This window comes from Bradyrhizobium sp. S3.12.5 (assembly GCF_040548225.1).
Lineage (GTDB): Bacteria > Pseudomonadota > Alphaproteobacteria > Rhizobiales > Xanthobacteraceae > Bradyrhizobium > Bradyrhizobium cytisi.
This window is the reverse complement of sequence record NZ_JBEPRF010000016.1, coordinates 61,894-87,563: the sequence shown is the minus strand read 5'-3', so window position 1 is coordinate 87,563 and position 25,670 is coordinate 61,894. Positions and strand designations below refer to the sequence as shown.

The 25,670-nt window shown below is 65.6% G+C and carries 20 protein-coding genes and 1 pseudogene; 13 read left to right on the top strand and 8 right to left on the bottom strand.

Translation table 11 applies throughout. The annotated features are described in order from the left end of the window. The first annotated feature begins 40 nt into the window (after positions 1–40). Positions 41–811: a DUF502 domain-containing protein gene (locus tag ABIC09_RS23780; protein ID WP_148749295.1), complete on the top strand. Its 771-nt coding sequence runs from the start codon at positions 41–43 to the stop codon at positions 809–811. Positions 812–931: 120 nt separating this feature from the next. Next, on the top strand, positions 932–1,789 hold the full coding sequence (locus tag ABIC09_RS23775) for an NAD(P)-dependent oxidoreductase (protein ID WP_354110817.1): 858 nt from the start codon (positions 932–934) through the stop codon (positions 1,787–1,789). 187 nt (positions 1,790–1,976) lie between these two features. On the opposite strand, the gene recG is transcribed toward ABIC09_RS23775, so the two are convergent. Beyond that, entirely contained in the window at positions 1,977–4,085 is a 2,109-nt protein-coding gene (recG, locus tag ABIC09_RS23770) for an ATP-dependent DNA helicase RecG (RefSeq protein ID WP_354110763.1), read from the bottom strand. A gap of 184 nt (positions 4,086–4,269) precedes the next feature. On the opposite strand from recG, the gene ABIC09_RS23765 reads away from it, so the two are divergent. Then, on the top strand, positions 4,270–4,560 hold the full coding sequence (locus ABIC09_RS23765; protein ID WP_148749293.1) for an FAD assembly factor SdhE: 291 nt from the start codon (positions 4,270–4,272) through the stop codon (positions 4,558–4,560). Beyond that, entirely contained in the window at positions 4,557–8,075 is a 3,519-nt protein-coding gene (gene mfd, locus ABIC09_RS23760; RefSeq protein ID WP_354110762.1) for a transcription-repair coupling factor, read from the top strand. The genes ABIC09_RS23765 and mfd overlap by 4 nt, the downstream gene beginning before the upstream one ends. Before the next feature lie 12 nt (positions 8,076–8,087). On the opposite strand, the gene ABIC09_RS23755 is transcribed toward mfd, so the two are convergent. From ABIC09_RS23755 to ABIC09_RS23745, 3 genes are all read right to left on the bottom strand, one after another. Then, positions 8,088–9,311 carry a GGDEF domain-containing protein gene (locus ABIC09_RS23755; protein WP_354110761.1) on the bottom strand — a complete coding sequence of 408 codons (1,224 nt, stop codon included), beginning with the start codon at positions 9,309–9,311 and terminating at the stop codon, positions 8,088–8,090. An 84-nt stretch (positions 9,312–9,395) separates the two neighbouring features. Further along, on the bottom strand, positions 9,396–10,898 hold the full coding sequence (locus ABIC09_RS23750; protein ID WP_354110760.1) for an AMP-binding protein: 1,503 nt from the start codon (positions 10,896–10,898) through the stop codon (positions 9,396–9,398). Positions 10,899–10,902: 4 nt separating this feature from the next. Further along, positions 10,903–12,750, bottom strand: a complete 1,848-nt coding sequence (locus ABIC09_RS23745; protein ID WP_354110759.1) for an extracellular solute-binding protein — start codon at positions 12,748–12,750, stop codon at positions 10,903–10,905. A gap of 260 nt (positions 12,751–13,010) precedes the next feature. Between ABIC09_RS23745 and ABIC09_RS23740 the strand changes: the two genes are divergently transcribed. Next, a complete protein-coding gene (locus tag ABIC09_RS23740; protein ID WP_148749288.1) occupies positions 13,011–13,835 on the top strand; it encodes an invasion associated locus B family protein in 825 nt (274 codons plus the stop codon). Between the two features lie 78 nt (positions 13,836–13,913). On the opposite strand, the gene hspQ is transcribed toward ABIC09_RS23740, so the two are convergent. Further along, a complete protein-coding gene (gene hspQ / locus ABIC09_RS23735) occupies positions 13,914–14,246 on the bottom strand; it encodes a heat shock protein HspQ (RefSeq protein WP_018317973.1) in 333 nt (110 codons plus the stop codon). A 106-nt stretch (positions 14,247–14,352) separates the two neighbouring features. Between hspQ and ABIC09_RS23730 the strand changes: the two are divergent. Then, positions 14,353–14,547, top strand: a pseudogene (locus ABIC09_RS23730) (AEC family transporter); the annotation flags it as partial. Between the two features lie 112 nt (positions 14,548–14,659). Here ABIC09_RS23730 and ABIC09_RS23725 read toward each other — a convergent pair. Further along, complete coding sequence (locus tag ABIC09_RS23725; protein WP_354034445.1) at positions 14,660–15,844, bottom strand: UbiH/UbiF family hydroxylase; 1,185 nt, start codon at positions 15,842–15,844, stop codon at positions 14,660–14,662. A gap of 128 nt (positions 15,845–15,972) precedes the next feature. Between ABIC09_RS23725 and pcsA the strand changes: the two genes are divergently transcribed. The 3 genes from pcsA (at position 15,973) to ABIC09_RS23710 (ending at position 18,491) form a co-directional block, all read left to right on the top strand. Beyond that, positions 15,973–16,710: a phosphatidylcholine synthase gene (gene pcsA, locus ABIC09_RS23720; protein WP_354110758.1), complete on the top strand. Its 738-nt coding sequence runs from the start codon at positions 15,973–15,975 to the stop codon at positions 16,708–16,710. Next, positions 16,707–17,441, top strand: coding sequence for a TerC family protein (locus ABIC09_RS23715; RefSeq protein WP_354110757.1), 735 nt, complete (start codon positions 16,707–16,709; stop codon positions 17,439–17,441). Before pcsA ends, ABIC09_RS23715 begins: the two co-directional genes overlap by 4 nt. A gap of 75 nt (positions 17,442–17,516) precedes the next feature. After that, positions 17,517–18,491 (top strand): quinone oxidoreductase family protein, encoded by a 975-nt coding sequence (locus tag ABIC09_RS23710; RefSeq protein ID WP_354110756.1) that lies wholly within the window; start codon positions 17,517–17,519, stop codon positions 18,489–18,491. Positions 18,492–18,657: 166 nt separating this feature from the next. On the opposite strand, the gene ABIC09_RS23705 is transcribed toward ABIC09_RS23710, so the two are convergent. Further along, complete coding sequence (locus tag ABIC09_RS23705) at positions 18,658–19,854, bottom strand: acetylornithine transaminase (protein WP_354110755.1); 1,197 nt, start codon at positions 19,852–19,854, stop codon at positions 18,658–18,660. Between the two features lie 468 nt (positions 19,855–20,322). Between ABIC09_RS23705 and ABIC09_RS23700 the strand changes: the two genes are divergently transcribed. Then, entirely contained in the window at positions 20,323–21,264 is a 942-nt protein-coding gene (locus ABIC09_RS23700) for a hypothetical protein (RefSeq protein ID WP_354110754.1), read from the top strand. A 24-nt stretch (positions 21,265–21,288) separates the two neighbouring features. On the opposite strand, the gene rimO is transcribed toward ABIC09_RS23700, so the two are convergent. Beyond that, positions 21,289–22,614, bottom strand: coding sequence for a 30S ribosomal protein S12 methylthiotransferase RimO (rimO, locus tag ABIC09_RS23695; protein WP_354110753.1), 1,326 nt, complete (start codon positions 22,612–22,614; stop codon positions 21,289–21,291). A gap of 111 nt (positions 22,615–22,725) precedes the next feature. Here rimO and ABIC09_RS23690 point away from each other — a divergent pair, with 111 nt between their 5' ends. The 3 genes from ABIC09_RS23690 to ABIC09_RS23680 all read left to right on the top strand — a co-directional run bounded on the left by ABIC09_RS23690 (position 22,726) and on the right by ABIC09_RS23680 (position 25,658). After that, positions 22,726–23,316 (top strand): ANTAR domain-containing response regulator, encoded by a 591-nt coding sequence (locus tag ABIC09_RS23690; RefSeq protein ID WP_148749280.1) that lies wholly within the window; start codon positions 22,726–22,728, stop codon positions 23,314–23,316. Next, positions 23,313–24,476 carry a CmpA/NrtA family ABC transporter substrate-binding protein gene (locus ABIC09_RS23685; protein WP_354110752.1) on the top strand — a complete coding sequence of 388 codons (1,164 nt, stop codon included), beginning with the start codon at positions 23,313–23,315 and terminating at the stop codon, positions 24,474–24,476. The genes ABIC09_RS23690 and ABIC09_RS23685 overlap by 4 nt, the downstream gene beginning before the upstream one ends. Positions 24,477–24,827: 351 nt before the next feature. Beyond that, positions 24,828–25,658, top strand: a complete 831-nt coding sequence (locus ABIC09_RS23680; protein WP_354110751.1) for a formate/nitrite transporter family protein — start codon at positions 24,828–24,830, stop codon at positions 25,656–25,658. The last annotated feature ends 12 nt before the right edge of the window (positions 25,659–25,670 follow it).

Genomic DNA, 25,670 nt, shown 5'->3' with positions numbered 1-25,670 from the left:
AAGCCCCTAGCTTGAACGAAGCGACCGACCTGGAACCAGAATGACCACCCGCGACGACGTGCCTGCGCCTCTCGATCCCGCCCCGGAGCCGCATACCGGCCTGATGGGCCGTTTCCGCAATTATTTCCTGACCGGGCTGGTCGTCACCGGTCCAATTGCGATCACCCTATACCTGGTCTGGTGGTTCGTCACCTGGGTCGACGGCGTGGTGCGTCCGTTTGTTCCGCTCGCCTATCGGCCGGAAACCTATCTGCCGTACGTCGTCCCGGGCTGGGGACTGGTTGTCGCATTCTTCACGCTGACCCTGGTCGGCTTCCTCGCAGCGAACCTGATTGGCCGCACGCTGGTCGATGTCGGCGAGACCTTCCTCGGCCGGATCCCGGCGGTGCGCGCGATCTATCGCGGCCTGAAGCAGGTGTTCGAGACGTTGTTCTCGGGCAAGGGCTCGAGCTTCCGCAAGGTCGGCCTCGTCGAGTTTCCGTCGCCCGGCATGTGGTCAATCGTGCTGATCTCGCAATCCCCGAACGAGGACGTCTCGCGCAGCCTGCCGGGGCAGGAAGAACATGTCTCGGTGTTTCTGCCGTGCTCGCCGAACCCGACCACCGGATTCTTCTTCTACGTGCCCAAGAGCAAGATCATCGAGGTCGACATGAGCACCGAGGATGCGGCGACGCTGATCATGTCGGCCGGCGTGGTGCAGCCGGGCTCGGCGCCGGATCCGAAGAAGGCAGCCGCGCTCGCCGGCATGGCGAACGCGGCGCGCATTGCCAGCGCCTCCACGCTCCAGCCCGAGCCTGCGAAGGCGGAGTAGGGCTATTCCGCGGCGGGATGGCCTGGGATCACGCGGGCGTTCGCATCCTCTGCTAATGTTCCGGTCGAACTGAGCGCCAACGCTCGGAGTTCGAACTGGAGTGCCCCGATGTCCAACTCGATGTCGAAAACCATTGCGATCCTCGCGCCCGGCGCCATGGGCAGCGCGGTGGCCCGCCGCCTCAGCGAAAACGGCGCGCGCGTGCTGACGTCCTTGAAAGGGCGCAGCGAGGCGACGCTGAAACGGGCGGCGGATGCCGGCATGGTCGGCGCCGAGGACGAGGCGATCGCGGACGCCGACATCATCCTCTCGATCGTGCCGCCGGGCGAGGCGGTGGCGCTGGCCGAGCGGCTCGCCGCATTGATCGTGAAACGTAACAAGAAGCCGGTCGTGGTCGACTGCAACGCCGTCAATGTCGACACGGTGAAGCGGATCGAGGAGATCATCGGCTCGGCGCAGGCGCCTTTCGTCGATGGCGGCATCATCGGCTTTCCGCCGCAGCCGGGCGGCAAGAGCCCGGCGTTCTACATGTCAGGCGAACATGCCGGGGATGTCGCGGTGCTCAGGGAATTCGGGCTCGACCTGCGCATTGTCGAAGGCCCGGTGGGGGCGGCTTCCGCGCTCAAGATGTCCTACGCCGGCATCGTCAAGGGTCTCGCCGGGATCGGCTCCGCCATGGTGGTCGCCGCGACGAAGGCGGGGGCCGCGGACGCGCTGCGCGACGAGCTCGCGCTCAGCCAGCCCGCGATCCTGGCGCGGCTCGAGGTCGCGCTGCCCGACATGATCCCGAAGGCCTATCGCTGGGTCGCTGAGATGCAGGAGATTGCCGGCTTCCTCGGGCCGGATCATCCGGCAAGCCAGATCTACCAGGGTTTTGCCAGATGGTTCGAGCATCTGGCCGGGGACGTAAAGGGCGAGGCGGTGGATGCATCGCTATTGAAGGCATTTGCGGAGAAGAGGGCGTCGAAGAAGGGGTAAGGGCGGCGTCTCCGTCCTTCGCCTCTCCCCGCGTGCGGGGAGAGGCCGGAATTTGCGAGAGCAAATTCCGGGTGAGGGGGATTTTCCGCGAGTCCATCTCTCACCGTCTTTGCTGAAGCGGCCGCTCACCCCGACCCTCTCCCCGTAAGAACGGGGCGAGGGGGCGCACCTGCGTCGCGGCGCGTGCTCAGCCCGCCCCGATCAGCGGGATCGCCTCGTCCCGCTCGTAGAGATACAGCAGGCAGCGCAGCGCTTCGCCGCGCTCGCCTTTCAGCTTCGGATCGTCCTTCATGATGCGCAGCGCCTCGTCTCTAGCCTGCGTGATGAGCTGGCCGTGGACCTCCGGGCGCGCGATGCGGTAGCCGGGCAGGCCGCTCTGGCGGACGCCCAGCACATCGCCTTCGCCGCGCAGTTTCAGATCCTCTTCGGCGATACGAAACCCGTCGGTGGTCTCGCGGATCACTTTCAGCCGCGCCTTCGACATTTCGCCGAGCGGTTCGCTGTAGAGCAAAATGCAGGTCGAGGCCTCAGAGCCGCGCCCGATGCGGCCGCGCAGCTGGTGCAGCTGAGCGAGGCCAAAGCGTTCGGCATTCTCGATCACCATGATGGTGGCGGCCGGCACGTCGACGCCGACCTCGACCACGGTGGTTGCGACCAGAAGCCCGATCTCGTGGTCGGCGAACTGGCCCATGACGCGGTCTTTTTCCGTGCCCTTCATCTGTCCATGGACGAGGCCGACGCGATCGCCAAAACGCTTCTGCAGGCTTTCGAAGCGCTTGGTCGCGTTGGTGAGATGCTCGGTACCCTCCGCCTCGGATTCCTCGACCAATGGGCAAATCCAGTACACCAGCTTGCCGGACTCGAGCGCGCGGCCGACGCCGTCCATGACCTCGCCGAGCCGGCTCATGGCGACGGCGCGGGTGTCGATCGGCTGGCGGCCGGCGGGCTTTTCGCGCAACTCGCTGATGTCCATGTCGCCGAAATAAGTCAGCACCAGCGTGCGCGGGATCGGGGTTGCGCTCAGCACCAGCACGTCGACGGCTTCGCCCTTCGAGGTCAGCGCCAGGCGCTCGCGCACGCCAAAGCGGTGCTGCTCGTCGACGATGGCGAGCGCCAGGTCGTGGAAGATCACGTCGTCCTGGATCAGCGCATGGGTGCCGACGAGGAGATCGATCTCGCCCTCGGCGAGCTGCGTGATGATCTCGCGCCGCTCCTTGCCCTTTTCGCGGCCGGTGAGGATCGCGACCCGCATGCCGGCGCGCTCGGCGAGCGGGGCGATCGTCTTGATGTGCTGGCGTGCCAGAATTTCGGTCGGGGCCATCAGCGCGGCCTGCTTGCCGACCTCGGCGACAGCGGCGGCCGCCAGCAGCGCGACCACGGTCTTGCCGGAGCCGACGTCGCCCTGGAGCAGGCGCAGCATGCGCACGGGCTGTTGCAAATCGTTCGCGATCGCCGCGGCTGCATCGCGCTGCGAGGACGTCAGTGCGTAGGGCAGGGCATCGATGATCTTGTGGCGCAAATGCCCGTCACCGGCATTGCGCACGCCGGCGGGACGCCGGAGCTGCGCGCGGATCAAGGCGAGCGCGAGCTGGCCGGCAAGCAGCTCGTCGAAGGCGAGGCGGGACCAGAACGGCTGGTCCGGCAGAATGTCCGTCAGCTCGACCGGCTGGTGCACGCGATTGAGCGCTTCCGCGATCGGCGGGAAATTGCAGCGGCGCAGCACCTCCGGGCTGATCCATTCGGGCAGGGCCGGCAGCTTCTGCAGCGCCTGCGCGATCGCGCGGCGGAGCGAGCCGAGCGCGAGGCCCTCGGTGAGCGGATAGACGGGGTCGATGCCAGAGAGCTTTGAGATCGCCTCCTCGTCGAGCACGCGGTCGGGATGAACGATCTGCGGCATGCCGTCGTACATCTGCAGCGTGCCGGAGACGAACCGCTTCTCGCCGACCGGCAGCAGCTTCTCGACATAGCCGGGCTTGGCGCGGAAGAAGGTCAGCACGACATCGCCGGTGTCGTCGCTGGCATAGACCAGATACGGCGCGCGGGCGTTGCGCGGCGGGGGCGGGCGGTGGCGGTCGACGGTAACCTCCAGGGTCACCATGGTTCCCTGGACCGCGTCGCGGATTTTTGGCCGCGCCCGGCGGTCGATAACCTGGCTCGGCAGATGCAGCAGCAAATCGACCAGCCGCGGCGGCTCGTTGCGGCTGAGCAGATATTGCAGCAGCTTGTCCTGCTTCGGACCGACGCCGGGCAGGCTGGTCACGGGAGCAAACAGCGGATTGAGCAGGCTGGGGCGCATGAGAGCGAATCTAGGATCGTTTCGGCTCGTCGTGCCCGGCTTTATGCCGGGCATCCACGGCTTTTTTCGCAGCCCTTCGCGGGCGTCAAGCCATGCCAAATCGAGGGCTGACACGGCAGGTTCGAGTGGCTATATCACCCCGGCCCGGCACGTCCGGGCTTTCTGCGTTTGACTGGATTGAGACATGACGGGAACGACACGATCGAGCAACGGGCTGGACCACCGCCGCAAGCGGTTGTTGTTCCGCTGCTGGCACCGCGGCACGCGCGAGATGGACCTGATCCTCGGCCGCTTTGCGGATGCCGAGATCGCCAATCTCTCCGACGCCGAGCTGATCGAGCTGGAGACCCTGCTCGAAGAGTCCGATCCCGACCTCTACGCCGCCATCACCGGTGATAAGGTGCTGCCGGCCGATGTCACCGGCGCGTTGTTTGCCCGGATCAAGGCCTATCCGATCGCGGACCGCGATTTATGAAACCGGGAATGAAATCTCCGGCCGAGCTGCTGACACCCGGCCGCGCGCTGACGCTTGCCAATGTCGCCGAGGGCGCCGAGGGCCTCGTCGTCTCCGATCTCGCGCGCGCCATCGCGGCGCGGCCGAAGAAGCCGGCCGTCAGCCTCGCCGTGGTCTGCCGCGACGGTGCGCGGATGCAGCAGCTCGAACGCGCGCTGCAATTCTTCGCGCCCGATCTGCCGGTGCTTCAGTTTCCGGCCTGGGATTGCCAGCCCTATGACCGCGTCTCGCCGCACGGCGGAGTCCTGGCGCAGCGCCTGACCACGCTGGCGCGGCTGGCCCCGCTCACCGGCAGCGACAAGCCGCTGATCGTGCTGACCACGGTGAATGCCGTCGTCCAGCGCGTGCCCGCGCGCGAGCTCGTCGCGGCGCAGGCGCTGTCGGTTGCGCCGGGCAATGTCGTGCCGATGGACACCATCGTCGCCTGGCTCGAGCACAACGGCTACAATCGTTCCTCGACAGTGCGCGAGCCCGGCGAATATGCCGTGCGCGGCGGTATTCTCGACCTGTTTCCGGCTGGCCTCGAACAGCCCGTCCGGTTCGACTTCTTCGGCGACAGCCTGGAATCGATCCGCACCTTCGACGCCGAGACCCAGCGCACGCTGCTCGACATGCGCGCACTCGACCTGGTCCCGATCTCGGAATTCCAGCTCGTCACAGACACAATCCGCCGCTTCCGCATGGGCTATGTCGCCGAGTTCGGCGCGCCCGAGCGTGACGACGCGCTGTACGAGGCCGTCAGCGAAGGCCGCCGCCATCCCGGCATGGAACACTGGCTGCCGCTGTTCCAGGACCGGATGGATACGCTGTTCGACTATCTGCAGAGCGCGGCCGTTGCGATCGAGCCGCAGGCCGAAGACGCCGTCCGCGAGCGCTTCAAGCAGATCCAGGACTATTACGAGGCCCGCCGCGATGCGATGGAGCATCCGGGCGGCGGCGCCATCTACAAGCCGCTGCCGCCTGATCGGCTCTATCTGACCGAGGACGAATGGGGCAAGCGTCTCGGCGACATCCCGTTGGCGCGATTGACGCAGTTCTCCGTGCCGGCCGACGGTACTTCGGTCGTCGATGCCGGCGCCCGCAAGGGCCGCGACTTCGCGCCCGAGCGTAACGATACTACCGTCAACGTGTTCGAGTCCGTCGTCGCGCATGTCATGGGCCTGCAGGCGAACCGCAAGAAGGTTGTGATCGCGCTCTGGAGCGAAGGCTCGCGCGACCGAATGACCTCGATGCTGCGCGACCACAAGCTGACCCACACCACCAGCGTCAACGCCTGGCGGACGGTACAGGCGACGCCGCGCAACGAGACCATGCTCGCCGTGCTCGGCTTAGAGGCCGGTTTCGAGACCGACGAGATCGCGCTGATCAGCGAGCAGGACATCCTCGGTGACCGCCTGGTGCGCCCGCGCAAGGCAAGCCGCAAGCTCGACAATTTCATCTCGGAGATCACGAGCCTCACCGCGGGCGACATCGTCGTCCACGCCGATCACGGTATCGGCCGCTTTGTCGGCCTGCAGACACTCGACGTCGCCGGCGCGCCGCATGATTGCCTCGAGCTGCATTATGCCGCCGACGCAAAGCTGTTTCTCCCGGTCGAGAACATCGAGCTGTTGTCGCGCTACGGCTCCGACCAGACCACGGTCGAGCTCGATCGTCTCGGCGGTTCCGGCTGGCAGACCCGCAAGGCCAAGCTCAAGAACCGCATCCGCGAGATCGCGGGCGAGCTGATCAAGATCGCCGCTGCGCGCCATTTGCACGAGGCACCCAAGCTGCCAGTACAGCAAGGCATCTATGACGAGTTCTGCGCACGCTTCCCCTATGATGAGACCGAGGACCAGTTAGGGGCGATCGAATCCACCCTGAAGGACCTCGAGCTCGGCCGTCCGATGGACCGCCTGATCTGCGGCGACGTCGGCTTCGGCAAGACCGAGGTCGCGCTCCGCGCGGCGTTTGCCGTTGCGCTCGAAGGCAAGCAGGTCGCGGTCGTGGTGCCGACCACGCTGCTCGCCCGCCAGCATCACAGGACCTTCACCGAGCGCTTCAAGGGCTTTCCGGTGAACGTGGCGCAGGCCTCGCGCCTGGTCCCGACCAAGGAGCTCAACCTGGTCAAGAAGGGTATTGCCGACGGTTCGGTCGATATCGTCGTCGGCACCCACGCGCTGCTCGGCAAGGCCATCAAGTTCCGCGATCTCGGCCTCGTCATCGTCGACGAGGAGCAGCATTTCGGCGTCACCCACAAGGAGCGGCTGAAGGCGCTGCGCTCCGAGGTGCATGTGCTGACGCTGTCGGCAACGCCGATCCCGCGCACGCTGCAACTGGCGCTGACCGGCGTCCGCGAGCTGTCGATCATTGCTTCCCCTCCGGTCGACCGTCTCGCGGTCCGCACTTTCGTGGCCCCGCACGATCCCTTGATGATCCGCGAGGCGCTGCTGCGCGAGCGCTATCGCGGCGGCCAGGCATTCTACGTGGTGCCGCGCATCGACGACCTCGCCGACATCAAGGACTTCCTCGACAAGCACGTGCCGGAGATGAAGGTTGCGGTCGCGCACGGGCAGATGCCGCCTGCGGTGATTGAGGACATCATGACCGCGTTCTACGACGGCAAGTTCGACGTCCTGCTGTCGACCACCATCGTGGAATCCGGCCTCGACATTCCCAACGCCAACACGCTGATCGTGCACCGCGCCGACATGTTCGGCCTCGCCCAGCTCTATCAGCTCCGCGGCCGCGTCGGCCGTTCCAAGCTGCGGGCCTATGCGCTGTTCACGCTGCCGGCGCAGCAGAAGATCACGGCGCAAGCCGAGCGCCGGCTCACCGTGCTGCAATCGCTGGAGACGCTGGGCGCCGGCTTCCAGCTCGCCTCGCACGACCTCGACATCCGCGGTGCCGGCAATCTCTTGGGCGAGGAGCAGTCCGGGCACATCAAGGAGGTCGGATTCGAGCTCTACCAGTCGATGCTGGAGGAGGCGATCGTCAACCTCAAGGCCGGTGTCTCCGAGCCGGCCGCCGACCGCTGGTCGCCGACCATCACCATCGGCATGCCCGTGCTCATTCCGGAAGATTACGTCGGCGACCTCTCGGTGCGGCTGTCGCTCTACCGGCGCCTGGCCGATCTCGACAGCGAGGAGGAGATCGAGAATTTTGGCGCCGAGATGCGCGACCGCTTCGGCGTGCTGCCGGACGAGGTGCGTTATCTCTTCAAGGTCGCCGCGATCAAGGCATTCTGCCGCCAGGCCAATGTCGGGAAGATCGATGCCGGTCCGAAGGGCGCCGTCATCGCCTTCCGCGACAACTCGTTCGCGCATCCCGACCGCCTGGTGACGTTCATCCGCAGCCACGGCCAGGCCGCCAAGGTGCGGCCCGACATGAAGGTGGTGTTCCTGCAGGATTGGGAGACCCCGGAGGAGCGTCTCGCCGGCACCACCGAGATCATGCGGCAGCTGGCGCAGCTCGCGCAGAAAAAGAAGGCGGCGTAGGCGAGGTTGTGATTACGACGCTGCCCTTGACGCGTCGGCCGACAGCCGCCCGAGCAGCGACCTTGCCGTATCCGACGGCGACAGCGAGTCCACGCTGACCACGGGATCGCTGCGCATCTCGTGCTTGCCATTGGACGTGTGCTTCATCACCGCCGAGAGGCGGCGGGCGATCATATGTGCCGTGCGGAAGTCGGTCTCGGCGAACACCACGATCACCGAGCCGTCCTTTTGTGCTGTGCCAAAATCCATCTGCCGCATCAAGCGGCTGAGGATGCGTGCGGCATCCAGCTGCGCGCGGGGATTGCCGGGATCGAAGGCGAAGCGCGCCACCGACAGGCCGCCGCCGCGCGCGAGCGTCTGCTCGACCGCTTTGGAAAAATCGCGGGCAAAGGCTTCGACCGTCAACAGGCCGCTGCGCGGATCGAGCCAGCCGCCGGCGTCAATCGAGCGCAGCGTTCGGCTCAGTTGCGCTTCCATCGCGTGCTGGCGGATCAGCGGCAGCGCGTTGGCCGCGACCTTGGCGGGCTCGCCTGCGATCAGCTCGAGATTGGGCAGGTCGTAGCTCTGGGTGAGCTGGTGCGCGGTGACGACTACGGGCAGGTTGCGGAAGCGCGTATCCTCCGCGAGCACCGTGAGGAAGGCATCGGTGACGCGCGGGGTGAAACCGTCCGAGAGCACGACGCCGTCGATATCGCGGGTGTTGAGATGTTTTGCCGCGGCCTCGATCGAAAGTGCGCCGACCACACCCGTACGTTCGCCGAATGCGACGGAGAGCGCGGGATAAGCCGCGCCGCGGCCGATCAAGAGCACGATGGCGTCGCGCACCGGATCGGTCTCCGGCACCGCGACCTTCGCCTCCGGCAGCCGGCGCAGCACGGTGGCGTGCAGCGTGCGGATGCGGATCGCGGCGCGCAAGCGCGCGATCAGGCGTTCGGCAGCGTTGCCGCGCGTGGCGAAGGGCAGGGCGTTGTGGGGCAGCGAAGCTTGCGCATCCAGCGCGACCAGCGGGAGATAAAGCGCCTGATCGGCGATCTTCTTCGCGAGCAATGCCATATGCGGCTCGTGCCCACCAGGCATGGCGGCGAGGACCGCGGCCGGCTGAACCTGCTCGACGGCGCGCGCGGCGCTCGCCCAATCGCTGTCGACGACCGGAAAGAGACGGGCCTCGTCCAGCGCCGCAAGGAAGGCGGGGCGCTCGGCATTGGACACAAACAGGATCGGGCCCGCCTGGGACATGGGATACTCTGATCACGCAATCGATGCTGCGCAATCTAGTCCGGCGGCCTTAATGCAGCGTCAATGTGTCGGGCCAAACTGCGCCTAGATCGGCCCGGAGCGGTCGCGAAAAGCCTCGACCATCAGGGGGTTAAGGCCAAGCTCGCTAAGCGCCTCCCGGGCGCGGGCATTGTCCTGGGCCCGGCCGGCCAGCCGATGGCCCGAGAGGCGGTCGGGCAGGGCCGTCAGCAGCGCGCCCTGGCCGAGCCGGCGCGCCCATTCCTGGAGGTCGTTGGAGAGGAAGCGATAGCCACCGACCGCCATGATGCCAGAGGGCGGTGCGGTGATGCAGATCGCGCCGCTGGCGCGGTCGATCCGCGCGGCAAAGCCGGTGTCGACGTAGTCGCGCGGCGGCTGCGCCGTCAGCGTCTCGCCGACCGGCTGCGGGGGCGCGTAGGCCGCGATCGGCACCATCGGGCCGCGCAGGCCGAGCGTGCCCTTCGGGGTCAGCAGAATATCGCCCGCGATCGATGAGCCGGATTGCTCGCGCGGGGCGCCGTGCGGTCCCGGCATCACCGCCGCCGCCACGCCGTCCTTGCCGCGCCGGGCGCCGAACAGCCCGGCCTCGCCGAACAGATAGACATCCGTGAGCGGCGCATGCGGCGCGATCCAGGCTTCGCTTGCGGCCACCTGCTCCGGCGCGCGCCAGAGACCGATGACGTTGCGCAAGGTCGGCATCCGTGCCGCGAGGTTGGAATCGCCAAGCCGCAGCGCGAGCTGGGCCGGCGCGATCAGCACGTCGCATGCGTGCTCGTTGATCTGCTGCTCCAGCACCTCGCTCTCGAACGGATGATGCAGCGCCAGCGTGCCGCCGCAAAGCAGCCACACCGCGAGCGAGGAGGCGAGGCCCGCGAACGACATCGGCGTGAACGCCGCCATCACGGTCGCGCCCTGCTGGATGTCGGCTTCCAGCGACATCGCAAGCCCGCCCGCGATCAGGCTGAAATGCGGCCGCGGCACCGGGCGGAAGCCCTCGGCCGTGACATCGAAGGAGATCATCGCCGCCTTGCGGCCGTCCTGGATCACCGTGCGCGTGGTGCCGGGCGGGCGCGCGAGCACCTCGTCGAGCGAGGCCATGCCCTCGGGCAGATCAGCCCCGAAGCCGAAGACGTGGCGGATCGAGAAGGCTTCGGCGGCGGCGTGCATCGCGAGGTCGGAATAGCTGACGCCGTCGACCTTGCTCATGGTGACGATGGCGCGCGCCGCGGTGCGGTTGAGCGCGGCTGCCAGTTCCGCCTGCCGCCACAGCAGCGGCAGCACGGCGACCACGAGGCCGGCGCGATGGGCGGCGAGCACCGTCAGCACGAACTCGACCGTAGAAGGCAGCTGGATCGCGATCACCGAATTGGCCGGCAGGCCCGATTCGACGAAATGCGCCGACAGCGCATCGATGGCCGTGTCGGCTTCGGCGTAGGTCAGCCGCCGCGGCTGATGTCCGGTGATGCGGGATTTGTTGAGGGGATCGAGCAAAGCCGGCGCGTGCGGCTGCCGCATCAGCGTCCGCTGGAACAGCGTGTCGAGCGTCGGCGATACGGCTGGCTGGTTCACGGCGTCACTTCGCTGGACTGGCTTGAGACTCACCCTTCGACCACCAGGTCTCCGGCAGATAGCCTGATAACGCAGTGGTCGATGGTCGTTCTATCCGATTCCAGCGCGCGATCCATTGCTCGGATACGTTAAACAGGGGGATTGTGTAGCAGCCCGCGATCAAAGCGCGGTCGAGCGCCCGCACTGCCGCGACAAAATCCGTATGATCACGGGCCTCCAGCAGGGCCTTGATCATGGCATCGACCGCGGGATCCCTGGCGCCCATGTAGTTGCGGGTGCCCGGATTGTCCGCTGCAGCACTGCCCCAATAGAAATACTGCTCGTTGCCGGGCGACAGCGACTGGTCCCAGCGGTTCTGGATCATGTCGAACTCGTAAGACAGCCGGCGCTGGTCAAACTGCACTGGATCGACCGAACGCACGCTCGGCGCGATGCCGGCGCGCTTGAGGTCGCGCTGGAAGGCGAGTGCGATGCGCTCCTGGTCGCGGGTCGTCACCAGCATCTCGAAGGTGAAGGGTGTCTTGGTCGCGCGGTTGCGCAGCACCGTGCCGTCGAGATCGTAACCGGCGTCGGACAGCAGCTTGAGTGCCGCGCGCAGCGTCGTCCGGTCGCGCCCCGAGCCGTCAGTGACGGGAAGCCGATAGCTGCCGTCCATGATGTCAGGCGGAATCTGTGCGGCAAAGGGCTTTAACAGCTCGCGCTCGCGCGCATCCGCAGGCCGACCATAGGCCGACAGCTCGGAGCCTGCAAAGTAGCCGGCGACGCGCGAATAGAGCGAGAAGAAATAGTTGCGATTGACCAGCTCGAAATCGAACAGCAGCGTCAGCGCCTGGCGCACGCGGATGTCGGCGAAGATCGGACGGCGGGTGTTGAACACCAGGAATTCCGAAGGCTGCGGCACGCCGGGCTTGACGGTGTCACGGATCACGTCGCCGTTCCTGGCGGCCGGAAAATCGTAGCCCTCGTGCCAGCGCAACGGCTCGTTCTCGACGCGGAAATCATAGAGGCCGCGCTTGAAGGCTTCGAACTGGCCGTTGGCCTCGCGAAAATAGTCGAGCCGGATCTCGTCGAAATTGAAGAGCCCGCGATTGATCGGGAGATCGCGGCCCCAATAGTCGGGGTTGCGCGAGAGCGTCACGCTGGCGCCGGGCTTGACCGCCGTGACGCGATACGGGCCCGAGGCAATCGGCCCGGTCAGCGTCGTCTCCTCGAAGGTCGCGACATCGATGGCGTGCTTCGGCAGGATCGGCATCAGGCCGAGGATCAGCGGCAGCTCACGATCGTTGGCGCCGGTGAGGTCGAAGCGGATTGTGAGGGGATCGGGTGCCCAGGCCTTGGCAATCTTGGTGTAATATTGCCGGAGGTTGGGACGGCCATGGTCGCGCAGGAGCTCCCAGGAGAACAGCACGTCCTCGGCAAGCACCGGCTTGCCGTCGGAGAAGCGCGCGCGGGGATCGAGACGGAATGTGACGTAGCTTCGCCCGTCGTCGGTCTCGACGGTTTTGGCGAGCAGGCCGTAGAGCGTGAACGGCTCGTCCTGGCCGCGCGCCAGCAGGCTTTCGACGACGTAGTTCCGGATCGGCTGCACGGCCAATCCCTTCACGATGAAGGGGTTGAGGCTGTCGAAGGTGCCGAGGAGGCCCCAGGTCAGCCGGCCGCTCTTGGGGGCATCGGGGTTGGCGTAGGGCATGTGGGTGAAATCGGCCGGCAGCGCCGGCTTGCCGTGCATGGCGATTGCGTGGGCCTCCTCGGCCCCGGCGCCGCCGAACGCCGATAGCCCAATGGTGAGGACCAAAGCGAGGCTACAGAGCCGGACACCGGGGCCCTCGAGCAGGCGCTGGAACATGAACATTCGGACACGTTGATTCGAGGGCCGGCAGGGGCTGAATCCTATCACAGGGATTTCACCGGGCGCCCGTCGGGAAACAGCCAAAGATGCTTGTCGGCATTGATCTTTCCGTCGACCGCGTTAAGAAGGCACGCAATCGCGCACGAGCGCCGAGCCCGTCACGTATCCGCCTCAATTGACGGGGAGAGAGCCGCGCCCAAGGCGGCTTGTTTCGGCGCTTCGGAGCGGTTCGGGCACTTCCCGTTCAGAAAGGGTTTTCTGCAATGAATTTTCGTTATTTGGCCGCGTCCGTCCGGCCGCGCGGGCGAGTTCTCGCCTTGTTGACGGCGACGGCGTTGGTCGTCCCGTTTGCCGCCGAGGCTCAGACTCCGGCGCCGGCCCCGGGCGCACCCGCGCCGAAGGCAGCCCCGAAAGCCGCTCCTAAGGCTGCCCCTAAGGCGCCCGCTGCGACTCCCGCGCCGGCTCCCCAGGCGCAGCAGCCCCCGGCCCAGCCGGGCGCTCCGGCGGCGCAGGGCGGCCAGCCCGCGGATCAGCAGATCCAGCTGATCTACGCCCCCTGGACCAAGTTCTGCCTCAAGGGCCAGGACGCCAACGCCAAGCAGGTCTGCTTTACCGGCAAGGACGGTCGGATCGAATCGGGCCAGCCTGTCATCGCGGCCGTGATCATCGAGCCGGAAGGCGAGCCCAAGAAGATCCTGCGCGTGACCCTGCCGCTCGGCATGCAGCTCGTGCACGGCACCCGCGTCATCGTCGACAACAATCCGCCGCTGCAGAGCCCCTATGTGATCTGCTTCCAGAACGGCTGCATGTCGGACTACGAGGCGACGCCCGAACTCATCGCCAATATGAAGAAGGGCCAGAACCTCGTGGTGCAGGCGATCAACGCCAACGGTGCGCCACTGACCCTGCCGCTGCCGCTCACGGGCGAATTCCAGAAGGCCTATGACGGTCCGCCGACCGATCCAAAGGTGTTCGAGGAGACCCAGAAGAAGCTCCAGGAAGAGCTTCAGAAGAAGGCCGACGAGCAGCGCAAGAAGCTCGAGCAGCAGGGTGGCGCACCCGGCGCGCCTCCGACGGCTCAGAAGTAATCGGGCTCTGATCCCGGACATGAAAAAGGCGCTCGGTTTCGAGCGCCTTTTTTGCGGGCCGCTTGATGCGGGCGAAGCTCAGTTCAAAGAGGGATTGCGCGGGCGGTAGCCGCCATCCTTGTTCTTGATGAAGATCTCGGCGACCTGGGAATGCCGGATCGGCTCGCCGGATTCGTCGGGCAGCAGGTTCTGCTCGGACACGTAGGCGACGTACTCGGACTCCGCATTCTCCGCGAGCAGATGATAGAACGGCTGATCCTTGTGAGGCCGCACCTCCTCGGGGATCGACAGCCACCACTCCTCGGTGTTGTTGAATTCCGGATCGATGTCGAAAATCACCCCCCGGAACGAGAAGATCCGGTGGCGAACGACCTGACCGATCTGAAATTTGGCGGTCCGCGCTTTAATCATTCCCCGTCGATAGACCAGGATTGTGGCCGATGCTAGTGCCCTCATTTGGAATTAACGTCTACTTAAGGGGCAGATAAACCCCAAGTCTTTAGAAAACACTTTATCGATGGTCGATATCCTCAATCTGGCACTATCTTATTTTGGCTTGATCTTCGTCGGATTCGCGTGTGGCAAGGCCAAGTCACTACCGGAATCGGGCCTCGCCTGGATGAACTTCTTCCTGCTCTACGTGTCGCTGCCGGCGCTGCTGTTTGCGATCATGTCGAAGACGCCGTTCGCGGAATTGAACAACCCGCCGTTCCCTTCGCCGTCGTGCTGAAGCAGATCGTGCTCGACCCGTTCGCATCCGTGGTCACGCTGACCAGCGTGAAGTGGTTGCTCCAGACCGGCCGGCTCGCGTTTCCGTAAGCGGGCTATTTTCGCCAGGTCGGCGTCAGCCCCTCGCGCATCGCAAAACGCCGGAGCGGACCGATGGCGCCAAGCAGGTGCATGCCGATGGCACGGACCGGCTGCAGTGGCAGGAAATCGTTGAGCAGCGAGCGATTGGCGATGTCGATCGCAAAGGTCCGGCTCAAAATGTCCGGACGCCGCGCCCGGTCGTAGTGCTTGAGCACGTCGGCCGCGCCGGGATCCCGGCCCGATGCGATGGCCTCGCCAGCCAGCCTCGCAATATCGGCGGCATCCCGCAGGCCGAGATTGAGGCCCTGGGCACCGATCGGCGGCAGCACATGGGCGGCTTCTCCGACCAGCGCGATGCGGTCGCGCGCGAAGGAATTTGGCCGTTCGATCGCCAGCGGAAAAAGGTTGCGGCCGGGCTCGACCGTCATGCGGCCGAGAATGGAATGCGACTGCTTCTCGATCGCTGCGGAAAGGTCTTCGTCGCTCAGGCCACGAATCCGTTCGGCCTCCGCGGGCGCCGAGACCCAGACGATGCTGGAGCGGTTGCCGGGTAGCGGCACGAACACGCAAGGGCCGTGTGGCGTGTGGAACTCGGTCGAGACGTTGCGGTGCGGGCGGGCATGGCTGACATTGAAGGTCAGCGCCGTCTGCATCAGCTCGCGCCGCGTCACGGCAATGCCGGCGGCCTCCCGGCACAGCGAGTGCCGGCCGTCGGCGCCGACCACGAGCCGCGCGGTCAGGAATTGTCCGGACGCCGTGCGGATTGCGACGTCATCGGCTTCGATGACGACGTTCTCGGCCTCGTCGTCGAAGCGGACAAGGTCGGGAAGCTCGGCCGCGCGCGCCTCGAGCGCCAGCATCAGCGAACGGTTGTCGATGTTGTAGCCGAACGCGTCGAGCGCGATCTCATGACAGGAGAACCGGACCTCGGGGCTACGGAACAACCGCCCGGTGTCGTCGACGAGGCGCATGACCTCGAGCGCCGCCGCCTTGTCCCTGCAGCGCGGCCAGACGTCGAGGTTTTCCAGCAGATCGACCGAGGCACCCAAAAGCGCGGTGGTGCGATTGTCGGCGTAGGGCAGGCGCCGTGCCAGCAGCGCGGTCCGCGCGCCGGCCCGTGCCAGTGCAATGCCTGCCGCAAGGCCTGCCGGTCCACCGCCGATAACACTGACGTCGAAGAGTGTGGATGCGTCTGTCATGGAACGACATGTGACACGGCCCACGGCAAATACAAGCCCACCTATTTTGCCTGATTTTATGACGATTTGCGCGGCGCAATGCCGCGACGGCGGATGTGCAAACCGGTCCCGTTCTGGTAGCAGGAGCCATGGAAACTCAGATCGACAGCCAAGAGGATTCCCTCAAGCCGACGCCCGCGATCCGGGTCGCGGCGTTTTCGGTGCACATCTTCACCGCCTTTGGCGCTGCGATCGCGCTCTTGGCGATGCTGGAGGCGGTGCGCGAGCACTGGGCCGCGATGTTCGGCTGGCTGGGCGTCGCCCTGATCATCGATGCCGTCGACGGACCGATCGCACGCCGGCTCGACGTCAAGAAGGTGCAGCCGAACTGGTCGGGCGACGTGCTCGATCTCATCGTCGACTTCGTCACCTATGTCTTCGTGCCGGCCTACGCGATCGTGGCGAGCGGCCTGTTGCTGCCGGTGGCGGCGCCGTTGCTCGGTATCGCCATCATCGTCACCAGCGCATTATATTTCGCCGATCTGCGCATGAAGGCGGATGACAATCATTTCCGCGGCTTCCCGGCGCTGTGGAATGCGGCGGCGTTCTATTTGTTCCTGCTGCACTGGCCACCGCTGTCGTCGACGCTGCTGGTCGCGGCGCTGGTGGTGCTGACCTTCGTGCCATTCCACGTCCTGCATCCGGTTCGCGTCGTGCGGCTGCGCTGGCTGACAATGTCGCTGATTGCGATCTGGTCGCTGCTCGGGCTCTACGTGCTGGAGATGGATTTTCGCGTCGGCACCGGCGTGACGGTTGCGCTCTGCGCGATCGCGCTCTGGATCGTGTTCAGCGACGCGTTGATCCGCCTGGCAAGGTCCTTCGCATGATGCATTTGCTGACCAGCCCCGAGGCCTGGGCCGCGCTGCTCACCTTGACCTCGCTCGAGATCGTGCTCGGCATTGACAACGTCATCTTCCTGTCGGTGATCGTCTCGCGCATCCCCGAGCCGCAGGCCCGGCGCGCGCGCCAGATCGGGCTGGCGCTGGCGCTGGTCTTCCGCATCGTCCTGCTCAGCGTGCTGGTCTGGCTGATCGGCCTGACCGCGCCGGTGTTCTCGTTTGCGGGCTACGACTTCTCATGGCGCGACCTGATTCTGATCGGCGGCGGCCTGTTCCTGATCGCGAAGGCGACGCACGAGATCCACGCCGAGGTCGAGGCCGATGACGGCGAGGGGAAGAAGGACTCCGGCGGCAGTGCCTTCTTCTGGGTGATCGTCCAGATCATCGTCATCGACATCGTGTTCTCGCTGGACTCGATCATCACCGCAATCGGCATGGCGCAGGACCTCGAGATCATGATCGCCGCCGTCGTGATCGCCTGCCTGATCATGTACATTTCGTCGGGACCGGTGGCGCGATTCGTCGCGGAGCATCCGACCACGAAAATGCTGGCGCTGGCGTTCCTGGTGCTGATCGGCGTCGCCCTGGTGGCGGACGGATTCAAATTCCACATCCCGCGCGGCTACATCTATTTCGCAATTGCGTTCTCGGCGGCCGTCGAGTTCTTCAACGTGGTGGCGAAGCGTAACCGCAAGAAGGCCAGCAAGCCGTCCGTCTAGTCGCTCCAATTTGGGGCGAGTTGACAAGGCGGGCGCTATGTCTTTCGCTGGCGCTGGAGAAGAGGAGGTCAGGTGATGACCAAAGCGGTCCGTGTGCACAAGGTCGGAGGCCCCGAAGCGCTGGTCTATGAGAGCGTCGAGGTCCCGGCGCCTGCTGCCGGCGAGGTGCGCATCCGCCAACATGCGGTCGGCCTGAACTTCATCGACGTCTATTACCGCACCGGCCTCTACAAGGCGCCGGGGCTGCCCTTCATCGCCGGCAACGAGGCCTCCGGCGAGGTCTTGGCGGTCGGGCCGGGGGTCACGAATTTCCATCCCGGCGACCGCGTCGCCTACTACCACAATCTCGGAGCCTACACGAGCGAGCGCAACATCCCCTGGGAGAAGCTGGTCAAGCTGCCCGACCACATCACCCACGAGCAGGGCGCCGTGCTGATGCTCAAGGGGCTGACTGTCTGGTATCTGCTGCACAAGACCTTCAAGGTCGAGCCGCATCATCGCGTGCTGATCCATGCGGCGGCCGGCGGCATCGGCCTATTGGCCTGCCAATGGGCGAGCGCGCTGGGAGCCCATGTCATCGGCACCGTCGGTTCGCGCGAGAAGGCCGAACTCGCCGAGGCTAATGGCTGCGACCACGTCATCCTCTACAACGAGGAAGACTTCGTCGCGCGCGTGAAGCAGATCAGCCGCAACGAGGGCTGCGATGTCGTCTATGACGGCGTCGGCAAGACGACCTTCCCGGGCTCGCTGTCGTGCCTGAAACCGCGCGGCATGTTCGTCTCGTTCGGCAATGCCTCGGGCCCCGTGCCGCCGTTCTCGATCGCCGAATTGAACAATCACGGCTCGCTGTTTGCGACGCGGCCGAAGCTCAACGACTACGTCGGCACGCGCAAGGAACTGCTGGAAGGCGCCGACACGCTGTTTTCCGCCGTCATCAACGGCAAGCTGCATGTGCCGATCAACCACGCCTATGCGCTCAAGGACGCCGCCAAGGCCCATATCGACCTCGAAAGCCGCAACACGACCGGCGCGTCGATATTGAAGCCGTAGGTCGTCCGTCGATATCCGCTCTCGTGTCCCGGACAAGCTGCAACGCGCAAGCGTTACGGCGCAGAGCCGGGACCCAGATGCGGCATCCGGCGCGGAGCGATGGGCCCCGGCTCTGCAGCGCACCGCCGAAGGGGCGTTGCGCTGCGTCCGGGGCACGAGACCGTTTCTACGCGACCCTCCGTGCCGCGCCGGCTTTCGTCAAAATCGTATCGAGACAATCGATCATCTCGGCGATCTCTCCCCTGGTGACGTTGAGCGCCGGCATGAAGCGCAGCGCGTCGAGCTGCGGTGCGTTGAGGAGCACGCCGGCCTCGAACGCCTGCGCGACGATGCCGGGCGCGATCGGCAGCTTGAGGTCGAGCGCAAGCAGCAGCCCGCGTCCCCGCACGCCGCCGAGGCCGTGCCGCGCCGAGACTTTTTGCAGCTCGCTTTCGAGCAGCAGGCCGGTCTCGGTGACCGACTTCAGGAAATCCGGCTTACCGACCTCACCGAGCACCGCAAGGCCGGCAGCGCACATGACCGGGTTGCCGTTGAAGGTGCCGCCCTGGTCGCCGTGCTCGAAGCAGGAGGCACGTTCGGTCGCAAGCAAAGCCGCGAGCGGCACGCCGCCGCCGATGCCCTTGCCGAGCGTCATGATGTCGGGCGCTATCCCGGTATGCTCGTAGTGGAAGAGCTTTCCGGTCCGGCCCATGCCGGTCTGGATCTCGTCGAAAATCAGCAGCAGGCCATGGGCCTGGGTCAGCGCGCGCAGCTCCCGCAAGAACTGATCGGTTGCCGGCCACACTCCGGACTCGCCCTGGATCGGCTCGAGCATCACCGCAACGGTGTTGCTGCCGATCAGCTTCTCGACCGAGGCAATGTCGTTGAGCTTTGCCTTCTTGAAGCCGGCAACCTTCGGCTCGAACAGCGGCTCGAACGCCTTCTTGCCCGAGGCCGACATCGTCGCCAGCGTCCTCCCGTGGAAGCCGCCTTCGAACGCGACGATCTCGAACGCCCCGCCTTTGTGCCGGCTACCATATTTGCGCGCGAGCTTGATCGCGCCCTCATTGGCCTCCGCGCCGGAATTGGTGAAGAACACCTGGTCGAACGCGCTGTTGCCGACAAGCGCCTGCGCGAGCTTGAGGCTGGGCTCGTTGTAGAACGCCGGGCTTGGCGTGAGCAACCGCCGGGCCTGCGAAGCCAACGCATCCGCAACCGCCGGCGGGGAGTGGCCGAGGCAGTTCACGGCCCAGCCCTGCACGAAATCGAGATAGCGCTTGCGGCTGTCGTCCCAGAGGTATGAGCCGGCGCCACGGACGAACACGGCCTTGGGCCGTGCGGTGATGTCCATCAGCGCGTCATACGGATGGGTGGCGGTGGTCATGTCGAGCTCCTCTTGAGGTAGCGAAGATCTGGGGGCGGGTGAAAAGGGACGCGAAAAGCAAGAAGGCCGCACTTTGCGGGTGCGGCCTTCTCGAAAACTATGCTGAAGCTACTGGTTCAGCGGCGTCGTCGGACATGGCGCAACCCATCATCGTCGCGGGAGCGACGACGCATGGCCTGGCGCAGATGGGTCCGGGAATTGATCATGGGGCGGGTCCCTACAGCCGAAAGGCACGGCTTGTCAAGCGGGACCTACTGAACGCCGTAAAGCGCGAACATATCGGCACAAATTTCGGGTTGAGCTTGATGGCCCGGTCGTATTCCGCCATCGCACGCTCGTTTCATAGTTTGCTGCGTAGAAACCAACAAGCCTCTAGCGCGTTTGTGATCTCGGAATGCGAATTGGCTCGAACCGGCGGCAGGCCGGGGCAGACCAAGAGGGACGGGACCAACCAGACAGTTTTCAGCCTTGTCCGAAACGCCTTATCCGATCGACCTCGACAGCATTCGCGGCGCGTTTCCGCCGGGCATCGAGGCGCCGCCTTTGCTGCTGGATTTTGCCGGGTGGTTGAACGGGCGGGCCTGGGGCAGCGTCGGCTGTTTCTCGCTGCAAGGCCAGTTCTCCGACCAGGCCCCGATCTTCGACGGCAGTCCGCTGCGCGACCGGTTCGCGCTGTTCATGCGCCTGCCGGACGGCTCGGCCGTCGGCGGCTGGTACGGCGCGGGTCTCGACCGCGACGATCCTCCGATCGTGGGGCTCGGCTCGGAGGGTGATTACGAGCTGCTCGCGCCGTCCCTCGACGCACTGCTTGCAAAACTGACGTCGCAGCAATTCGACAAGGCCTGGCACGATCTGTGTCCGCACGACGAGGTCGAGCCCCAGACGGTCGAGCTTGCACAATGGCTCGCCCGGCGGCCGACCGGCGAGCTGGTGCCATCCGACGACGGCGCATGCGAGCTGCCAGACTTCCGCGGCTTCGTTGAGAAGTGGAGCCGGGACCGCGAAGAATACTGGGCCAATCACCGCCTGATGGCCGAGCTCGGCTGGCGGCTCGCTGCGCATCTGCCGAAGGGCAAGAACGCGTGGGACAAGACGCATTTCGAGGTCGCGATCGTCGGCAAGCAATACGAGGCGCGCGTCCTGTCGCGCGGGCCGCAGCCGTTCGAGGAGGCCGCCTCGATCGAATCCCTGCTGCGCGATCTGCGCGAGGAGATGCGCCGCGCGCAGCCCGAGCTCGGGCTGTGGTACGCGATGAAATTCGGCCTCTATGCCGATGGCCGCGTCATGCCGAACTTCGAATACGATGTGCGCCCGACCATCGGCGGCGAGCCGGCTCTGCTCGCTGAGGCAAAGGCCGATCTCGCCCGTGGACCGCGCCCGGAGCGCTGGGTGCCGAAATGGCTAGCGTGAAAGCGTCCGCGATGACGGAGTGCCTCAGAATCCCGCGACGCTGCCGTGCAGGTCGTACTGGTCGGCGCGCTCGATCTTCGCGGTGACGATCTCACCGACGCGCAAGGGGCGGCGGCTCGTCAGAAACACCGCGCCGTCGATCTCGGGCGCATCGGCCTTGGAGCGACCCTTGGCCACCGTCGGACCAACCTCGTCGATGATGATCTGCTGGCGCGTGCCGACCTTGCGCTTCAGCCTGCGCGCCGAGATCTTCTGCTGGCGCGCCATCAGCGCGTTGTAGCGCTCCTGCTTGATCTCGGCGGGCACAGCACCTTCGAGCGCATTCGACGTCGCGCCCGCAACCGGCTCGTATTTGAAGCAGCCGAGGCGATCGATCTCGGCTTCATCGAGCCAGTCGAGCAGATAGGCAAAATCGGCGTCGGTCTCGCCGGGGAAGCCGACGATGAAGGTCGAGCGCAGCGCGAGATCGGGGCATTCCTCGCGCCAGTGCTTGATGCGCGCCAGCGTCTTGTCCTGTGCGGCCGGGCGCTTCATCGCCTTCAGCACCTCGGGACTCGCATGCTGGAACGGGATGTCGAGATAGGGCAGCACCTTGCCCTCGTTCATCAGCGCGATGACCTCGTCGACATGCGGGTAGGGGTAGACATATTGCAGCCGGACCCAGGCGCCGAGCTCGCCGAGCTCGCGGGCGAGGTCGAGGAATCTTGCGCGGACCGGTCGATCCTTCCACGGACTCTCGGCATACTTGAGATCGACGCCGTAGGCCGAGGTGTCCTGCGAGATCACCAGCAGCTCCTTGACGCCGGCGCCGACCAGGCGCTCGGCCTCGCGCAGCACGTCATTGGCCGGACGCGAGACCAGATCGCCGCGCAGTTTCGGGATGATGCAGAACGTGCAGCGGTTGTTGCAGCCTTCGGAGATCTTCAAATACGCATAGTGCCGCGGCGTCAGCTTGATGCCCTGCGGCGGCACCAGGTCGAGATGCGGATTATGCGCCGGCGGCAGCGCGCGATGGACGGCATCGAGCACGCTCTCATATTGCTGCGGGCCGGTGATGGAGAGCACGCCGGGATAAGCCTCCTCGATCTGCTCGGGCTCGGCGCCCATGCAGCCCGTCACGATCACCTTGCCGTTCTCCGCCATGGCCTCGCCGATCGCCGAGAGCGATTCCTGCTTGGCGCTGTCGAGGAAGCCACAGGTGTTCACGATGACGATGTCGGCCCCGTCATGCTTGCGGGCGAGCTCATAGCCCTCGGCGCGCAGGCGCGTGATGATGCGCTCGGAATCCACCAATGCCTTGGGACACCCGAGCGACACGAAGCTGACCTTGGGCGCAGCCGTCTGATCCATATCCAAATCTGCCTGATTGACGGGCTTGAGCTAGTCCCAATTGCTCATAATTACAACCCTTTGCATGGCCGTTCGGCATGCTATGGATGAATCGCCTGACGTGAGTGAGCAATGAGCGCCGAACAGTCGCCTAAAATCGTGATTGTCGACGAGAGCCCGATCCGGGCTGCGATCCTCGAGGAGGGGTTGCGGGAGGCCGGATTCACGCAGATCGTCCATATCCGCGAGATGCAGAGCCTTCTTGCGCGTATCTACGCCGTTGACCCCGACATCATCCTGATCGATCTCGAAAACCCCAGCCGCGACGTGCTGGAGGCGATGTTCCAGGTCAGCCGCGCCGTGCGGCGGCCGATCGCGATGTTCGTCGACCAGAGCGATTCGTCCTCGATCCAGGCCTCGGTGGAGGCAGGGGTGTCCGCCTACATCGTCGACGGGTTGAAGAAGGAGCGCATCAAGCCGATCCTTGACCTCTGCGTGTCGCGCTTCAACGCTTTCGCAAAACTCCAGGAGGAGCTGGAGCGGACCAAGTCGCAGCTCGAGGACCGCAAGATCATCGAGAAGGCCAAGGGAATCCTGATGAAGGTCAAGGGCCTCAACGAGGACGAGGCCTACGTGCTGCTGCGTTCCACTGCCATGCGCGAGAAGAAGAAGATCGGCGAGATCGCGCAGTCGATCATCACCGCGTCGGAGATGCTGAAATGACCGCGACCCTCCGCATCGGGTTCATCCCGCTGGTCGATGCCGCCGCCCTGATCATCGCCGTGGACAAGGGCTTTGCCGCCGCCGAGGGTCTCGAGGTCGAGCTGGTGCGCGAGGTGTCCTGGTCCAACGTCCGCGACAAGCTCAACATCGGCCTGTTCGACGCCGCGCATCTGCTCGCGCCCGTGGCGATCGCGTCCTCGCTCGGGCTCGGCCACGTCAAGGTGCCGATCGTGGCTCCCTTCAGTCTCGGCATCAACGGCAATGCGATCACGGTGTCGCCGGCACTCCTTGCCGCGCTGATGGAGGAGATCGACGGCGATCGTTTCGATCCGCTCGCGACCGCGAAAGCACTGGCGAAGGTGGTGGCCAAGCGGCGCAAGGCGGGTGCCGACCCGCTGACCTTCGGCATGACCTTTCCGTTCTCGACCCACAATTACCAACTGCGGTTCTGGATGGCGGCGGCCGGCGTCGATCCCGATGAGGACGTGCGTCTGGTGGTGCTCCCGCCGCCCTACATGGTCGACAGCCTCGCCAACGGTCATGTCGATGCCTTCTGCGTCGGCGCGCCCTGGAATTCGGTCGCCGTCGATCTCGGCATCGGCCACATCCTGCATTTCGTTTCCGATATCCTGGTGCGTGCCGCGGAGAAGGTGCTGGCGGTGCGCCAGATCTGGGGCGACAAGCATCCGGACGTGGTCGCGGCGCTGGTGCGCGCGGCGGTGAAGGGGACCGAATTCATCGAGGAGACCGCAAACCTCGCCGAGACATCGCATATCCTGGCGCAGCCTGAACGGATCGGCGTCGATGCCGAAGTCATCCAGCGCACGCTCACGGGGCGGCTGAAGATTTCGCCCGACGGTACGTTCCGTGAAAGTGCTCGCTACCTGCTGGTCGGGCGCGAAGGGGCAGGGCGCCCAGAGCCGGTCCAGGCTGCCTGGCTCTATGCGCAGATGGTGCGCTGGGGGCAGACGGCGCTGAGCGCTGAGGCGCTCAAGACCGCCATGGCCGTGTTCCGGCCGGATCTCTACGATGCTGCCTTGGGCCACAGCGGAGACGGTCAGGCCAACACCCCGTTCAGGGCCTTCGCCGGACCGGCCTTCGATCCCGCCGATCTCAGCGGCTATCTGTCCTCGTTCGAGGTCGGGAGACGGGCTCAATAAAGCCTGCTCATTTCTTAATCACATCGATTCGAAGCTTAATCTTTGGGCCATTGCTGCCCGAAGCGGCATGAATTGCGGTCCACTTCATGCACTGCACACAATCCTAAACCACTGATCTTATGCGGCTTTGCCGTTTATGCTGCGTTGGCACACTCCTTGAATAGGGAGAACCCAAGCCGTCCGGCGTGGGCGCCGGCGGCTCCAGTCCATGGTGGATTTCCGCAGCAACGAAGCTGATCGGATCGTTCCGGGTTCCGGCTGGGCGCTTATGCGCCTCCAACCGGCTCCCAGCGATCGACGTCCGTTCAACCCGTTGACGCCGCCTTTCGCGCGGCAAGCTGGAGCTTCGATATGGATTACGCGAAACCCTCCGACGTTGTGGCCTCGATGGTCGATGCCAGCCTGAAGAAGCTGGCGCTGGCCCCGCGCGACATCATGATCCGCGGCGCGATTTCCGGCGCGCTGCTCGGCGCCGCCACCACGCTCGCCTTCAGCGGCGCTCTCACCACCGGCCAGCCTCTCGTCGGCGCGCTGATCTTTCCCGTCAGCCTCGTGATGATCGTTCTGCTCGGCCTCGAGCTCGTCACCGGCAGCTTCGCCATCATTCCGCTGGCGCGCCTCGAGGGCAAGGCGAGCTGGAATGCGGTGATCGCCAACTGGTCCTGGGTCTTCGTCGCCAATCTGCTCGGCAGCCTTGCGTTCGGCGCGCTGATCGCGATCTCGCTCACCAACATGGGCAAGGTCGAGGTCACTGGCGTCGCCGCCCGGATCGTTGCGGTGGCCGAAGCCAAGACCATCGGCAATGCCGCGATCGGCACCGCGGGCATGGTCTCCGTCTTCGTCAAGGCGATCCTCTGCAACTGGCTGGTTTGCCTCGGCGTCGTCATGGCGATGACCTCGACCTCCACGGTCGGCAAGATCGCGGCGACCTGGCTGCCGATCTTCCTGTTCTTCGCCCTCGGCTTCGAGCACGCCGTCGTCAACATGTTCGTCATCCCGACCGGCATGCTGCTGGGCGCCAAGGTCAGCCTCTCCGACTGGTGGCTGTGGAATCAGATCCCGGTGACGCTCGGCAATCTCGTCGGCGGCTTCGTCTTCACCGGCCTTGCGCTCTACGCCACGTACAAGCCCGCCAAGCCCACGGCCGACGTCGCGCAGGTCGCGGTCCAGGCAGCAGAGTAGGTCCATTCAGCC

What these genes read in the sequence shown, in the direction of transcription:
- ABIC09_RS23775 (WP_354110817.1), top strand. Translation starts at nt 932, where the DNA reads ATGTCGAAAACCATTGCGATCCTCGCGCCCGGCGCCATGGGCAGCGCG.
- ABIC09_RS23715 (WP_354110757.1), top strand. Translation starts at nt 16,707, where the DNA reads ATGATGCATTTGCTGACCAGCCCCGAGGCCTGGGCCGCGCTGCTCACC.
- ABIC09_RS23780 (WP_148749295.1), top strand. Translation starts at nt 41, where the DNA reads ATGACCACCCGCGACGACGTGCCTGCGCCTCTCGATCCCGCCCCGGAG.
- ABIC09_RS23710 (WP_354110756.1), top strand. Translation starts at nt 17,517, where the DNA reads ATGACCAAAGCGGTCCGTGTGCACAAGGTCGGAGGCCCCGAAGCGCTG.
- ABIC09_RS23680 (WP_354110751.1), top strand. Translation starts at nt 24,828, where the DNA reads ATGGATTACGCGAAACCCTCCGACGTTGTGGCCTCGATGGTCGATGCC.
- ABIC09_RS23725 (WP_354034445.1), bottom strand. Translation starts at nt 15,844, where the DNA reads ATGACAGACGCATCCACACTCTTCGACGTCAGTGTTATCGGCGGTGGA.
- ABIC09_RS23745 (WP_354110759.1), bottom strand. Translation starts at nt 12,750, where the DNA reads ATGTTCATGTTCCAGCGCCTGCTCGAGGGCCCCGGTGTCCGGCTCTGT.
- ABIC09_RS23705 (WP_354110755.1), bottom strand. Translation starts at nt 19,854, where the DNA reads ATGACCACCGCCACCCATCCGTATGACGCGCTGATGGACATCACCGCA.
- ABIC09_RS23740 (WP_148749288.1), top strand. Translation starts at nt 13,011, where the DNA reads ATGAATTTTCGTTATTTGGCCGCGTCCGTCCGGCCGCGCGGGCGAGTT.
- hspQ (WP_018317973.1), bottom strand. Translation starts at nt 14,246, where the DNA reads ATGATTAAAGCGCGGACCGCCAAATTTCAGATCGGTCAGGTCGTTCGC.
- ABIC09_RS23690 (WP_148749280.1), top strand. Translation starts at nt 22,726, where the DNA reads ATGAGCGCCGAACAGTCGCCTAAAATCGTGATTGTCGACGAGAGCCCG.
- rimO (WP_354110753.1), bottom strand. Translation starts at nt 22,614, where the DNA reads ATGGATCAGACGGCTGCGCCCAAGGTCAGCTTCGTGTCGCTCGGGTGT.
- mfd (WP_354110762.1), top strand. Translation starts at nt 4,557, where the DNA reads ATGAAACCGGGAATGAAATCTCCGGCCGAGCTGCTGACACCCGGCCGC.
- pcsA (WP_354110758.1), top strand. Translation starts at nt 15,973, where the DNA reads ATGGAAACTCAGATCGACAGCCAAGAGGATTCCCTCAAGCCGACGCCC.
- ABIC09_RS23755 (WP_354110761.1), bottom strand. Translation starts at nt 9,311, where the DNA reads ATGTCCCAGGCGGGCCCGATCCTGTTTGTGTCCAATGCCGAGCGCCCC.
- ABIC09_RS23765 (WP_148749293.1), top strand. Translation starts at nt 4,270, where the DNA reads ATGACGGGAACGACACGATCGAGCAACGGGCTGGACCACCGCCGCAAG.
- ABIC09_RS23685 (WP_354110752.1), top strand. Translation starts at nt 23,313, where the DNA reads ATGACCGCGACCCTCCGCATCGGGTTCATCCCGCTGGTCGATGCCGCC.
- recG (WP_354110763.1), bottom strand. Translation starts at nt 4,085, where the DNA reads ATGCGCCCCAGCCTGCTCAATCCGCTGTTTGCTCCCGTGACCAGCCTG.